Genomic DNA, 13,544 nt, shown 5'->3' on the forward strand with positions numbered 1-13,544 from the left:
GGTAGCATTCCCGGTTTAAGGTCACCGCGTTATCCATGGTCAGCCTATTCCGTCGCAACAAGCCCCAGGACCACGCTGGCGACAGCCGCAGCACCCAGCGCTACAGCATCGAGGAGCTGGCCGCCGCTTTCCCCAAGCCGGCGACCGCGCCGCCTGCCGCAGAGCCCGCCGCCGAAGCGCCTGTTGCTGAACCAGTCACGCCGCGGGTAGCGCCCACCGCTGAGCCGGTGGCCCGCGACAGCGGCCGCCCGGGCGCCGACGCCGCCCCGCTGCCGCCCGCCCCGATCGCGGCGCCGCAACCCGGCACCGCGCCGTTGCCGCCGCAGGCGCCGACCGCGCCAGCCGAAGCACGCGTTCCGGCCCCGGCCGCTCCTGCCGCACCGGTACCCAGCGCGCCCGCACCCACGCCGGCTCCGGCGAGCACGCTCGCCGCCGGCGACGAACTGCAGCGCAGCGACGCGCCGCCCGCCGCGCCCGCCGGCAAGCCCGGCTGGCGCGAGCGCCTGCGCAACAGCGCCATCGCGCGCAGCTTCGGCGGCCTGTTCTCGCGCAATCCCAAGCTCGACGACGACCTGCTCGACGAGATCGAGACCGCGCTGATCACCGCCGACGTCGGCGTGCCGGCCACCACCGCGTTGATCGAGAGCCTGCGCAAGCGGATGAAGGCGCGCGAATTCGTCGATGCGCAGGCGCTGCTGCGCGCGCTGCGCGCCGACCTGATCGCGATCCTGCAGCCGGTCGCCAGGCCGCTGCAGATCGACCGCAGCGCCAGGCCCTTCGTGGTGCTCACCGTCGGCGTCAACGGCGTCGGCAAGACCACCACCATCGGCAAGCTGGCCAAGCGCTTCAAGGACGAGGGCCACAGCCTGATGCTGGCCGCCGGCGACACCTTCCGCGCCGCCGCGGTGGCGCAGCTGCAGGCCTGGGGCGATCGCAACGGCGTGACCGTGATCGCGCAGGGCCAGAACGCCGACGCCGCCTCGGTCGCGTTCGATGCGCTGCAGGCCGGCAAGGCGCGCGGCACCGAGGTGCTGATCGCCGACACCGCCGGGCGCCTGCACACCCAGACCGGGCTGATGAACGAACTGGGCAAGATCCGCCGCGTGCTCGGCAAGCTCGACCCGGCCGCGCCGCACGAGGTGCTGATGGTGATCGACGGCACCACCGGCCAGAACGCGCTGTCGCAGCTGCGCCAGTTCCACGCCGCGGTCGGCGTCACCGGGCTGGTGGTGACCAAGCTCGACGGCACCGCCAAGGGCGGCGTGGTGTTCGCGCTGGCGCGCGAGTTCGGCATCCCGATCCGCTTCGCCGGCATCGGCGAGCGCCCGGAAGACCTGCGCGTGTTCGACGCCGAAGCCTTCGTCGACGCCCTGCTGCCCGAAGCCCTCGGCACCTGACCTAAAGCCCCTCTCCCATCGGGAGAGGGGTTGGGGTGAGGGTACGGCGCGAAAGCGTCTCGCTGACCCAACTACACGGGGCTTCGCCCGCACCCTCATCCGCCCCTTCGGGGCACCTTCTCCCGGTGGGAGAAGGAACGACTCGATGCCAGCATGCGCCAGCCCCCAGACACCTTCGCCCCCCGCCTGCTCGCCTGGTTCGACCGCTCCGGCCGCCACGACCTGCCCTGGCAGCACCCGCGCAGCCCGTACCGCGTGTGGCTGTCGGAAATCATGCTGCAGCAGACCCAGGTGTCGGTGGTGATCCCGTATTTCCTGCGCTTCCTGCAGCACTTCCCGACCCTGCCCGACCTGGCCGCCGCCGACAACGACGCGGTGATGGCGCAATGGGCCGGGCTGGGCTACTACGCCCGTGCGCGCAACCTGCATGCCGCGGCCAAGCGCTGCGTGGCGCTGCACGATGGCGAATTGCCGCGCGATTTCGACGCGCTGCACGCGCTGCCCGGGATCGGCCGCAGCACCGCCGGCGCGATCCTGAGCCAGGCCTGGAACGACCGCTTCCCGATCCTGGACGGCAACGTCAAGCGCGTGCTGACCCGCTACCACGGCATCGCCGGCTATCCCGGCCTGCCGGCGGTGGAGAAGCCGCTGTGGGCGATCGCGCAGGCGCACGTGGCCGCGGTCGCCGACGGGCGCATGGCCGACTACACCCAGGCGCAGATGGATTTCGGCGCGACCCTGTGCACCCGCGCCAACCCGGCCTGCGTGCTGTGCCCGCTGCAGGACGACTGCGTGGCGCGCCGCGACGGCTTGGTCGAGGCGTTGCCCACACCGAAACCGGGCAAGACCCTGCCCGAGCGCGAGGCGCTGGCGCTGCTGCTGGAGAACGCCGCCGGCGAACTGCTGCTGCAGCGGCGCCCGCCGAGCGGCATCTGGGCCTCGCTGTGGACGCTGCCGCAGGCCGAGAGCGAGAGCGAGCTGCGCGCCTGGTTCGAACGCGAAACCCGCGGCCGCGACTTCGACGACGCCGAACCGATGCCGCCCATCGTCCACACCTTCAGCCACTACCGGCTGCACCTGCAGCCGCTGCGCCTGCGCAAGGTCGCGTTGCGCGACGCGGTACGCGACAATGACGACCTGCGCTGGGTCGCGCCTGCCGGCCTGTCCGCGCTCGGCCTGCCCGCCCCCATCCGCAAACTGCTCGACGGCCTCTGATCGTCGCCCGCCGCGCCACCAGGAACCGCCATGTCCCGCACCGTCTTCTGCCAGTACCAGCAACGCGACGCCGAAGGGCTCGACTACGTGCCGTATCCCGGCGACATCGGCCAGCGCGTGTTCGCGCAGATCGGCAAGGCCGGCTGGCAGGCATGGCTGGCGCACCAGACCATGCTGATCAACGAGAACCGGCTGTCGCCGCGCGACCCCAAGCACCGTGCGTTCCTGGAAGCGGAGCTGGAGAAATTCCTGTTCCAGGGCGGCGCGCCCAAGCCCGAGGGCTATGTGGAACCCGAACAGGAATCCTGAGCGCAGGCAAGCCAAGTCTCCTGTAGGAGCGGCTTCAGCCGCGACAGAACCCATCCGTAAAGCCCGCCGCGGCCGCAACCGCTCCTACACGCTGCGACCGCCCGCTTCGATACCGGCCGCAACCCGCCGGGCGCCGACGCTACTGCGCCGGCGCCGGCTGCTGCGCCCGCTCCTGCACCTTGGCCTCGCGCAGCTCCTTTTCCGAGGTCCGCAGCGCTTTCACGTCGAGCGGGCGGATGCTCTGGATGCGGCATGGCAGGCGGATCGCGCCCGGGCTGCCGCCGATCACCAGCACGTCGTCGAACCGCGCCGAGACCCGGTCGCTGAAGTGGGTAATGGCGATCGTCGGCGCGTAATCCAGGTCGGCGCAGCGGCCGCTCAACTCCAGCAGATAGGCCTGGTTCGGGCGCGTCCACACCGCCAGCGCGCTGTCGCCGAGCGCGGTCCAGCCGCTGATCCGGTTGAAGTACTGGAAGTCGCGCACCGGCGCGGCGGCGTGCGCGCGGTACAGCGCCAGGCGCTCGTCGTCGCTGAGCCGGTTGGTGGCGCAGCCGGCCAGCGCGGCCAGTCCGAGCAGTGACAGCAAGAGGCGTTTCATGGCGAATGCTCCGGTGGCGATGCGCGAATGATGCACCCGGGCCATGCCGTGCCGCGTGCGTGCGCGCAGCGCGTTCAGCCACAAGGCAGCATGACCGCCCGAGGCCGCAGCCGTGCGCCCAACCCCATTGCCGGCCGTCGCGCGTTTGCAGCCTGGCAACCCACACCGAGCGCCCACCATGCAGCCATGCCCGCACCGCATCGCCCTGCCGTCCCTGATCCTTGCCGCCCTGCTGGCAAGCTGCAGCACCACCTCCAGCGACGATCGCGGCGCCGCGCGCGCCCAGACCGCGGCCGACGCCGCCTTGCCCGAGGCCGACGCACCCAGCGAACCCCTGGCCGCGCCCGCGCCACCGCGGATGCTGGCCCCGCCAGCTCCACCCGCGCCGCCGGCGCAGGCCGCGGCGCCGGTCGCGCCGTCGGTCGCCGGCAATACCGGCCCCGACGCCTACATGCGCATCGCGGCGACCGCAACCGCGACCGCAACGCCCGTCCCGCCGCTGGATCGCGAGCGCTACGAACATCCGACCGACAACCCGGTGCACAGCGCGCGCGAGCAGCCGCTGTCCACCTTTTCGATCGACGTGGACACCGGCAGCTATGCCAACGTGCGGCGCATGCTGCGCGACGGCCAGCGCCCGCCCGCCGACGCGGTGCGCGCCGAGGAGTTCATCAACTACTTCGACTACGCGCACCCGGCGCCGCACGACCGCGACACGCCGTTCCGGGTATCCACCGAACTGGCGCCGGCGCCATGGAATCCGCAGCGGCAGCTGCTGATGATCGGCATCAAGGGCTACGACGTGCCGCGCCAGGCCTTGCCGCCGGCGAACCTGGTGTTCCTGATCGACACCTCCGGCTCGATGGAAAGCGCGGACAAGCTGCCCTTGCTCAAGCAGGCCTTCGCCATGCTGGTGCCGCAGCTGCGCGCGCAGGACCGGGTCTCGATCGTGGTCTACGCCGGCGCGGCCGGACTGGTGCTGCCGCCGACGCCCGGCGACCGCCATGCCGAGATCCTCGCCGCGCTGCAGCGGCTGCAGGCCGGCGGCAGCACCAACGGCGGCGACGGCATCCGCCTGGCCTATGCGACCGCGCGCAGGAGTTTCGTCGCCGGCGGCAGCAACCGGGTGATCCTGGCCACCGACGGCGATTTCAATGTCGGCACGGTCGACCGGGCCGCGCTGGAGACCCTGGTCGCCGACCAGCGCCGCAGCGGCGTGGCGCTGAGCACGCTCGGCTTCGGCCGCGGCAACTACAACGACGCGATGGCCGAACGCCTGGCCGACGTCGGCGACGGCAACCATGCCTACATCGATTCGGCGCGCGAGGCGCACAAGGTGCTGGTGCAGCAGATGCAGGCCACGCTGCTGACCATCGCCCGCGACGTCAAGATCCAGGTCGAGTTCAATCCGGCGCAGGTCGCCGAATACCGCCTGATCGGCTACGAGAACCGGCTGCTGGCGCGCGAGGATTTCGCCAACGACAAGGTCGATGCCGGCGAGATCGGCGCCGGCCACAGCGTCACCGCGCTGTACGAGATCACTCCGGTGGGCAACGCGCCGCAGCGCCTGCCGGCCTTGCGCTACGCCGCACCAGCGCAGCCGGCGCAGACGCCGCTGCACGCCGGCGAATTGGCGCAGTTGCGGCTGCGCTACAAGCTGCCGGGGCAGGAACGCAGCCGCCTGCTGCAGAGCACGATCGCGGCGGCGTCGGCGACGGCGCAACCCAGCGCTGACCTGCGCTTCGCCGCCGCGGTCGCCGCCTACGCCGACCTGCTGCGCGGCGGCACCCACATCGATGGCTGGGACTGGGCGCAGGTGGCCAGGGCGGCGCGTGCTGCCACTGGCGCGGACCGCAGTGGCGAGCGGCGAGAGTTCGTCGACCTGCTGGCGCTCGGGCAGCGCCTCGTTGCGCCCGAGGAAGTGGCGGAGGCGGCGTCAACCGCAGAGATGGCGGCGGCAATGGCGGCAGAAGCGGCTGCGGTGCAGGTATCCACGCACTGAGCGGACTGCGCACGCCCCGGCATGCGCAGCCGCACGGGGAACCGCGGACGCCAACCCGGTCGCCCGCGGCTGCCGCCCCGCTCAGCGCTGCGCGGTCTTCGCCGATTCGCAGAAACGCTGCCGGTACTCCAGCGCCTTGGGCATCAGCGCCTGCAGGTTCTGGATCCGCGTGCCCGGATTCGGGTGGGTGGAGGAGAACTCCGGCGGCGCCTGGCCGCCGCTGCTGGCGCTCATCCGCTCCCACAGCGGCACCGCCTCCTGCGGATCGAAGCAGGCCGCCGCGGCCAGCATCAGCCCGACCTCGTCGGCCTGGGTCTCGTGGCTGCGCGCGTACGGCAGCAGGTAGCCATAGCCCATCGCCGCCATCGCCATCTGCTGCTGTTGCGGATCCATGCCGCTGGCCGCGCCTGCCATCTGCCCGATCTGGGTCAGCTTCTGCTGCGCCATGCGCTGCGCGCCGTGGCGCAGCAATGCATGCGCGATCTCGTGGCCCATCACCACCGCCATCGCGTCGGCGTTCCTGGCCACCGGCAGCAGGCCGGTGTAGACCGCCATCTTGCCGCCGGGCAGGCAGAACGCATTGGCCTGCTCGGACTCGATCACGTTGACGTCCCAATCGAAACCGCGCGCGTAGTGCTTGGCCTGCATGCCGTGCTCGGCGGCCAGCGCGTCCTCGACCACATCGACCTTGGCGATCAGCCGCTGCGCGATCGCGCGCACCTGCTGCGCCACCGGCGATTGCGGATCGACCGGGCGCTCCTGCGCCAGGATCTCCTGGTAGGCCTGCAGGCCCAGCGCCTTCTCGTCCTCGACGCCGAGCGACCCGTCGATCAGCACCTTCTGGCCGGTGTACGGATCCTCGCTGCGGTTGGAGAACCAGTAGAAGCCGGCGTAGACGGCGAAGCCCAGCAGCACCAGCCAGCGCACGCCGCCCAGCGGCCCGCGGCGGCCCCCGCCCTGCTCCCCGCCCTGGCGGCCGAAGACGTTGCTCATATCCAATCCCCTTGCTGGCTGGTGGGCGGCGACGGCGCCTGCCCGTGCGCGGCACTGTAGCCGCGGCGCACGCGCGGCCGCGTCAAATTCCGCGCACCAGGCGGAAACCGACCCGGGCGCTGGTGGTGTCGGAGTCCTGCATCAGCCGCCAGGCGGCGCGGGTCTGCTCCGGCGCATTGGCCCAGTTGCCGCCGCGCACCACCCGCGAGCGGCAGCCGGGGTTGTACCAGGCCGCGCCGTCGGCGGGCGCGCGGCGGTAGCTGGAATGCCAGCAATCGGCGACCCACTCGCTGAGATTGCCGCCCATGTCGTGCAGGCCCCAGGCATTGGCGGCGAAGCTGGCGACCGGCGCCGGCCCCCAGAAGCCGTCGGCATAGCCGACGAAGGCGTTGTTCCAGTGCCGGCCGCCGGGCGAGACGTCGCCGCCGCCGGTGAAGTTGCCGGCGCCGCGCGGCGGCGTGCCGGCGTTGCCCCACGGATAGCGGCCGCGGCTGCCGGCGCGCAAGGCGTATTCGAATTCGGCCTCGCTGGGCAGCCGGTAGTGGCGCCCGGTCTGCTGCGACAGCCAGGCCGCATAGGCCTCGGCATCGCGCACGCTGACGTGCATCACCGGGCTGTTCGGCGCGGCGCGCGCGCCGTTGTAGCCGGACTGCCAGTCGACGCCGCTGCGGCGCACGAAATTGCCGCTGCGTTCGTCGTAGACGATCGAATGCCCGCGCCGGGTCGCGCGCGGCCGCGCGCCGCTGACCTCGACGAAGCGGCGGAACTCGGCCACGGTGACCTCGGTGATCGACATCGCGAAGCCGCGGTCGAAGCGCACGTAGTGCAGCGGCTGCTCCGCCGGCATCGCGCCCGGCTCGGTGTCGCTGGCGCCCATGCGGAAGCCGCCGTGCGGCACCACGATCATCTGCGGCCCGCGCTCGCCGTCGCTCATGCCGTCGGTGAACACCTGGCCGGGACGGAAGCTGCCGTAGTGGGTGGCCAGGTCGATGCGCTCGCGCAGCATGGCCGCCACCGGATCGCCTGGATCGGCGATGCGCAGCACCTCGCCCAGCTTCTCGCGCGCCGCCTTCAGTCCGGCCGGCGTGGCCAGGTCGCGCAGGCCGGCGTCGCGCAGCGCGGCGATGCGCGCGGTGCGTACCCCTTCCACCCGCGCGCGCGCGTCGCGCACGGTGGCGGCGCCGTCGCGGATGCGTGCCGCACGCGCCAGCCAGCTGCCGGCGGCGGCGAAATCGGATACCGCCGCGGCCGCCTCGGCGCGCCGGATCAGCGCGCTCTCCACCGCCGCCACGCCCTGCCGCGCGCGCGCATCGTCGGCATCCAGCTGCAGCGCTTCGCGGAAGTTGGCGAGGGCGCCGTTGCCGTCCTCGCCGAGCCGGCCGGCACGCAGATCGTCCTCGCCGGCGCGGTCGTAGGCCAGCACCCGCTGCGCGGTCTCCACCCGCTGCTGCAGGCGCCGCACCGCCGGATCGTCCGCATCCAGCGACAGCGCCACCATCGCGATGCGATCGGCGCGCTGCAGCGCCTGTTCCTGCTGCTCCGGCGCGCGCAACAGCGCGTCGCCCAATTGCAGCAGCCGGCGCCGCGCCTTGCGCAGGCCGTCGCGCGCGGCCGGGTCCTGCGGCGCCAGCGCGCGGATCGCCAGGTACAGCGGGATCGCCGACTGCGCGTCCTCGAACAGGCGATCCTCGGCCAGCGCGCGCGCGGCGTCGCGGCGCGCCTGCGCCAGCTGCGTACGCTCGAGCACCGGCAACGGCGGCTGCCAGCGCGCCACCGTCTCGGCGGCATCCTCGCCGCCGATGGTGACGCTGGGCGCCTGCACCGGCTTGGCGGTCTGCGCCGGCGCTGGCGCCTGCCCGGCCTGCCTGGCGGGCACCGCCGCCGGCGCAGATGCCGGCCCGCTGCAGCCGCAGGCGAGCGCAGCCAGCAGGGTCCAGGCGATCACGGTGCCGCTCGTACGCACGCTTCCTCCCAACGACATTGGCCTCCCGATGGCATCCGCGCCATCGCGTCGGTGCGGCCGGCGGGCCGACGTTAGGCTATTCTCGCCTGCCTGAGCAAACCCTGCATTCGACGGAAACCACGTGCCCTATTGGATCAAGCAACCCGCCGAGCTGGCCGAACGGCTGGCGCAGCGCCCGGCCAGGATCGGCCTGGATACCGAATTCGTCCGCGAACGCACCTACTGGCCGCAACTGGCGCTGGTGCAGATGGCGGTGGCCGACGAAATCCTGCTGATCGATCCGCTGATTCCCGGCATGCCGCAGGCGCTGGCGCCGTGGCTGTCGGACCCGGCCATCCTCAAGGTCATGCACAGCGCCAGCGAGGACCTGGTCGCGTTCAAGTGCGCCTGCGGCGCGCTGCCGCGGCCGCTGTTCGACACCCAGATCGGCGCCGGCCTGGCCGGCATCGGCGCCGGCATGGGCTACCAGAAGCTGGTGCTGGAAATCACCGGCGTGCACCTGGCCAAGGGCGAGACCCGCTCGGACTGGCTGCGCCGCCCGCTGTCGCCGGCGCAGCTGGAGTACGCCGCCGACGACGTGCGCCACCTGTTCGCGATCCACGACGCGCTGCAGTTGCGGCTGCAGGCGCTGGATCGCAGCGCCTGGCTGCACGAGGACGGCGAGCGCCTGCTCGGCACCGTCGAGCACGACGAAGGCGAGCGCTGGCCGCACCTGGGCATGCGCTCGGCGCAGTTCATGGACCCGCCGTCGCAGCAGCGCCTGTTGCGCCTGCTGCGCTGGCGCGACGCGCAGGCGCGGCACAGCGACAAGCCGCGCAGCTGGATCCTGGACAACGAACTGGCCGCCACCCTGGCGCGCTTCCCGCCGGCCGAGCGCCACGAGCTGCAGACGCTGCTCGACAAGCATCCGAAGGCGCCGCGCAAGCTCGGCGACGCGTTGTGGCAGGCGCTGACCACGCCGCTGCCCGACGAGGCGGACGCGCCGCTGGCGCTGGCGTCCAGCGACGACAACAAGGCGGCCTTGAAGCGCCTGCAGGACGCGGTGTCCGCACGCAGCGCCGAACTCGGCCTGCCCGACGGCCTGCTCGCCTCGCGCAAGCACCTGGAAGCCCTGCTGGAAAGCGGCCAGTGGCCGCAGCCGCTGGCCGGCTGGCGCCGCCACGAACTGGAAGCGGTGCTGCAGCCGCTGCTCGGCAGCGCGGGCTAAAGGATTTGAAGCGTTTGCAGGAGCGGCTCCGTGTGGCCTCGGGCCATCCGCCGCGACCGGCGTTACCGGTAATGCCGGTCGCGGCTGAAGCCGCTCCTACAGGGTTTGTCGCCTGCGAACACGGGCACCGCGGCCACGGCGGCGCCTGGCCAGCGATCGTTCCATGCGCATTCCATTCATCGCCCGCTTTTTTAACCGCGGTTTATCCGCAGCGAAGCGCGACGAGCACCAATGCTGCCGACAAAACCCATCGCGCATAAAAAAGGCCAGGAAAACCTGGCCTTTTTTCGACCGATCAGTATTTGACCAGCGGGAACTTCAGGTCCGGGTGGCGCGCCTTCCATTCGTTGTAGGCGGCGGTGCCTTCCCAGGCGGCGAACGCCTTCGGCGTGCGGCCGCGGCCGGACCAGGTCTCGCCGGTGTGCGGCAGCTGGTACTTCGGCTTGACCTCGCTGCGGCCGCCGGCGGACTTGGCGCTGGCCGGCTTCGGCGCCGCGCTGGTCACGTAGGCGGCGATCTCGTTGCGCTGCTTGGCGCTGAAGAATTCGGCGAACTGCTCCAGCAGCGACAGGACGTTGGCATGGGCGGCGCTGGTCTCGCCTTCGCGCGCCTGCTTCTCCTGCTCTTCCAGCTTGCGCATTTCTTCCTGCAGCTTGGCCTTGGCTTCGGCGATTTGTTGCAAGTTGCGAACTTCCGTCATTTTTCAAAGACCCGTGGATAAAAAATTTGGAACGGACGGAATATTTCATCCGGAACGACGAAATCGTCTGACGAGGATTTCGGCCCGCGATTATATCGACTCTGTCCGGCGGCTGCCCGGGTACCGGGCCGCATTCCCGCCTTCGGCCAAGCCGGGCCGCCACGGACGATCGCGCATGCCGCGCCCGACACGACCCACGCCAACGCCAACGCCGCGCCGCCACCGATCCGCATCGCCCCTCTTGGCACGCATGCCCCCGGCCAGTTAGACTACGCGTCTGATGTGGGGCGGTAGCTCAGCTGGGAGAGCGTCGCGTTCGCAATGCGAAGGTCGAGGGTTCGATCCCCTTCCGCTCCACCACTCGTTCAGACGAAAAGCCCCGAAGGCGACTCCGGGGCTTTTTTGTGTCCGCGCGCCGGCTCAGCCGGTTTTTTGGCCGTTGCCGGGCTTGGGACCACGCTCGTGCGCATCGCGCAACTTCTGATCCTCCAACCCGGGCCGCTGCTTGGCGACCTCGTCCTGCGCCCGGTCCTGCTGCCCCTCCTGGATCCCTTGCTGCTTGCCGGGCTGCTTGTCTTTGTCTGCCATTGTCCGGACCTCGCGATGGCGGGCGGATGCCCTGTCCCGGAAACCCTAACCAGGCGGCCGTGATGCGCATATCACGGCGATCGCCGTTCGCTGCGGCGCGCCACTCCGGCGCCAGGCACCTGCAGCGGTGCAAGCGCCGCGGCGGCGCAGCGGGCGCGTCGCCTCAGGCCGCGGCCGGCAGCGCCGCGGCGGCGATGTCGTCCACACGCAGCAGGCGGGTGCGCTCCAGCAGGATCACCAGGCGGTCTTCCAGCTTGCCCATGCCCTGCAGCAAGTCGTCGCGGATGCCGCTGCCGAACGACGGCGCCGCCTCGATCTGCTGCGCCGGGATATCCAGCACCGCGCTGACCGCATCGACCAGCAGGCCGAACGCGTGGATCGTGCCGCCCTCCTCGGCGCTCACGATGACGATGCAACTGCGCCGGGTGATGCGGCTGGGCGCGCGACCCAGCCGCAGCTGCAGGTCCACCACCGGCACCACCGCGCCGCGCAGGTTGATCACGCCGCGCACGCAGGCGGGCATGGTCGGGACCGGGGTCGGCGCGCGGTATTCGATGATCTCGTGGATGCCGTCGATGTGCAGGCCGAACAGTTCCTGTTCCAGTTGGAAGGTCAGGAACTGCGACGGCGCCCCTGTCTCCTGCGTCTGCAGCGGCACGGCCGCTGCGTTGTCCGGATGCGTGCCCATGGTGTGCTCCTCAGAAGCTGGCGAACTGGGATTCGTCCGGGCTCGCCATCGCGTACGCCGGTTGCGGCACGCGCGGGCGCGGGCGCTTGGACTCGACGCGGCTGCTGCCCACCGCCTTGGCGCTGGGCTTGTCGGCCACGCGCGGCGGGCGCGACGCCTCGCCGTGGCCCAGGCGGAAGAACGCCATCGACTGCTGCAGGTACTCGGCCTGCGAACTCATTTCCTCGGCGGTGGCGGCCAGCTCTTCCGACGCGGTGGCGTTCTGCTGCGTGGTCTGGCTCAGCTGCACCACCGCCGAATTGATCTGCGCCACGCCGGAGGACTGTTCCTGCGACGCCGCGGCGATCTCCTGCACCAGGTCCGAGGTCTTCTTGATGCTGGGCACGATGGTCTCCAGCAGGCGCCCGGCCTTCTCCGCCAGTTCGACGCTGGAGCCGGCGACCTCGCCGATTTCCTGCGCGGCCACCTGGCTGCGCTCGGCCAGCTTGCGCACTTCCGCGGCGACCACGGCGAAGCCCTTGCCGTGTTCGCCGGCGCGCGCGGCCTCGATCGCGGCGTTGAGCGCGAGCAGGTTGGTCTGGTAGGCGATGTCGTCGATGATGCCGATCTTCTGCGCGATCTGCTTCATCGCCGACACCGTGGCGACCACCGCTTCGCCGCCCTCCACCGTCTCCCTGGCCGCCTGCGCGGCCATGCCGTCGGTGATGCGCGCGTTCTCGGTGTTCTGCCCGATCGAGGCGGTCATCTGCTCCAGCGAGGCGCTGGTCTCCTCCACGCCGGCGGCCTGCTCGGTGGAGGCCTGGCTCAGCGACTGCGCGGTCGCGCTGACTTCCTCCGAAGCGCCGGCCAGGGTCTGCGCGCTGGCATTGACCTCGCCGACCACCTGCTGCAGCTTCTCGACCATGCGCCGCATCGCCATCAGCAACTGGCCGGCCTCGTCCTTGGACGTGCTCTCGATGACCATGCTCAGGTCGCCCTCGGCCAGCGCGTTGGCCACGTCCACCGCCTTGCCGATCGGCTTGGTCACGCTGCGGCTGATGAAGAAGCCCAGGCCGACCCCGAGCAGCACGCCGCCGATGATGATGGCGATCATCGTCTTGGTGCCGCTGCTGTAGATCTCATCGGTCGCATCGTTGGCCTTGGAGGCGTTGGCTTCCTTCACTTCGCCCAGCTCCGACATCAGCGCATCCAGCTCATCGGAACTGCTGCGCACCGACTTGGACAATTCGGCCAGTTCCGGATTGCCCTCCGGCAGCGGCAGCTGCATGACCGAGTCGACGAACTTGCTGCGCCGTTCCAGGTAGGTCTTCCAGACCTGGTCGAAACGCGCCAGCTTGGCCAGCGCCGCCGGATCGTCGAACGAGGCCCTGGCCTTGTCCATGTGCTCCACCACTTTCGCGGTGTACCTGTCGAGGCTGGCGACATGCTTGGCGCGTTCTTCCGCGGTGCTGGCCAGTTGCAGGTTGGCGCGCGCACGGCCGGCGGCCATCAGGTTGATGTTGGCTTCCTTCAGATTCGACAGGCCGAGCAGCTCGCGCTCGTACAGCACCGTCGCGTACTCGTTGATCTTTCCCGAGTTGAGGATGCCGATCCCGCCGATGCACGCGCCGATGGCGGCCACGATCAGGAACGCGCAGGTCAGCCTGATGCCGATTTTCATATTGCCCAACATGATGTATCCCCCGATTGTTTGGTAACGACCGCGCCACGACGGCGCGTCCGGATGTCCTTCCCGCTGCACCACGTGGATCGGGAACGATCGCAACCGCACAGCAGCAGCCGAGGAACCGGCGCGTCGCTGCATCGCGTTGCCTGAAGGCTATCGGCGTGCGCCAAAGCCGCCTTTAATCGGCGTTGCGACTGCGGAATTCGGCATACACGCGC

At 71.0% G+C, this 13,544-nt stretch carries 12 protein-coding genes and 1 tRNA gene; 6 read left to right on the forward strand and 7 right to left on the reverse strand.

The features are described 5' to 3' along the window. Positions 1-35 precede the first annotated feature (35 nt). The 3 genes from ftsY (at position 36) to AB3X10_RS14585 (ending at position 2,921) form a co-directional block, all read left to right on the forward strand. Positions 36-1,397: a signal recognition particle-docking protein FtsY gene (ftsY, locus tag AB3X10_RS14575; protein ID WP_369975861.1), complete on the forward strand. Its 1,362-nt coding sequence runs from the start codon at positions 36-38 to the stop codon at positions 1,395-1,397. A gap of 153 nt (positions 1,398-1,550) precedes the next feature. Further along, entirely contained in the window at positions 1,551-2,612 is a 1,062-nt protein-coding gene (gene mutY / locus AB3X10_RS14580) for an A/G-specific adenine glycosylase (RefSeq protein ID WP_369975862.1), read from the forward strand. Between the two features lie 30 nt (positions 2,613-2,642). Then, on the forward strand, positions 2,643-2,921 hold the full coding sequence (locus AB3X10_RS14585; protein WP_369975864.1) for an oxidative damage protection protein: 279 nt from the start codon (positions 2,643-2,645) through the stop codon (positions 2,919-2,921). Positions 2,922-3,060: 139 nt separating this feature from the next. On the opposite strand, the gene AB3X10_RS14590 is transcribed toward AB3X10_RS14585, so the two are convergent. Then, entirely contained in the window at positions 3,061-3,519 is a 459-nt protein-coding gene (locus AB3X10_RS14590) for a DUF6491 family protein (protein WP_369975866.1), read from the reverse strand. Positions 3,520-3,697: 178 nt separating this feature from the next. Here AB3X10_RS14590 and AB3X10_RS14595 point away from each other — a divergent pair, with 178 nt between their 5' ends. Beyond that, a complete protein-coding gene (locus AB3X10_RS14595; RefSeq protein WP_369975867.1) occupies positions 3,698-5,521 on the forward strand; it encodes a vWA domain-containing protein in 1,824 nt (607 codons plus the stop codon). An 81-nt stretch (positions 5,522-5,602) separates the two neighbouring features. Here the strand turns inward: AB3X10_RS14595 and AB3X10_RS14600 are convergent, their stop codons facing one another. Both AB3X10_RS14600 and AB3X10_RS14605 read right to left on the reverse strand, forming a co-directional pair. Beyond that, positions 5,603-6,514 (reverse strand): M48 family metallopeptidase, encoded by a 912-nt coding sequence (locus AB3X10_RS14600; RefSeq protein WP_369975869.1) that lies wholly within the window; start codon positions 6,512-6,514, stop codon positions 5,603-5,605. 82 nt (positions 6,515-6,596) lie between these two features. After that, positions 6,597-8,495 (reverse strand): SUMF1/EgtB/PvdO family nonheme iron enzyme, encoded by a 1,899-nt coding sequence (locus AB3X10_RS14605; protein ID WP_369975870.1) that lies wholly within the window; start codon positions 8,493-8,495, stop codon positions 6,597-6,599. Positions 8,496-8,598: 103 nt separating this feature from the next. On the opposite strand from AB3X10_RS14605, the gene rnd reads away from it, so the two are divergent. Beyond that, the gene (rnd, locus tag AB3X10_RS14610) at positions 8,599-9,684 is read left to right on the forward strand and encodes a ribonuclease D (RefSeq protein WP_369975871.1); all 1,086 of its coding nucleotides are present in this window, start codon (positions 8,599-8,601) and stop codon (positions 9,682-9,684) included. Positions 9,685-9,979: 295 nt separating this feature from the next. Here rnd and AB3X10_RS14615 read toward each other — a convergent pair whose 3' ends face one another. Further along, the gene (locus tag AB3X10_RS14615; protein WP_263109857.1) at positions 9,980-10,384 is read right to left on the reverse strand and encodes an H-NS histone family protein; all 405 of its coding nucleotides are present in this window, start codon (positions 10,382-10,384) and stop codon (positions 9,980-9,982) included. Between the two features lie 284 nt (positions 10,385-10,668). On the opposite strand from AB3X10_RS14615, the gene AB3X10_RS14620 reads away from it, so the two are divergent. Next, positions 10,669-10,744 (forward strand) — tRNA-Ala (locus tag AB3X10_RS14620). A 60-nt stretch (positions 10,745-10,804) separates the two neighbouring features. On the opposite strand, the gene AB3X10_RS14625 is transcribed toward AB3X10_RS14620, so the two are convergent. The 3 genes from AB3X10_RS14625 to AB3X10_RS14635 form a co-directional block, all read right to left on the reverse strand. Continuing rightward, positions 10,805-10,972: a hypothetical protein gene (locus AB3X10_RS14625; protein ID WP_369975873.1), complete on the reverse strand. Its 168-nt coding sequence runs from the start codon at positions 10,970-10,972 to the stop codon at positions 10,805-10,807. 163 nt (positions 10,973-11,135) lie between these two features. Further along, a complete protein-coding gene (locus AB3X10_RS14630; protein WP_369975875.1) occupies positions 11,136-11,660 on the reverse strand; it encodes a chemotaxis protein CheW in 525 nt (174 codons plus the stop codon). A 10-nt stretch (positions 11,661-11,670) separates the two neighbouring features. Further along, positions 11,671-13,332: a methyl-accepting chemotaxis protein gene (locus tag AB3X10_RS14635; protein ID WP_369975876.1), complete on the reverse strand. Its 1,662-nt coding sequence runs from the start codon at positions 13,330-13,332 to the stop codon at positions 11,671-11,673. Positions 13,333-13,544: the final 212 nt, after the last annotated feature.

Origin of the sequence: Xanthomonas sp. DAR 80977, assembly GCF_041240605.1 — a bacterium.
Taxonomy (GTDB): domain Bacteria; phylum Pseudomonadota; class Gammaproteobacteria; order Xanthomonadales; family Xanthomonadaceae; genus Xanthomonas_A; species Xanthomonas_A bundabergensis.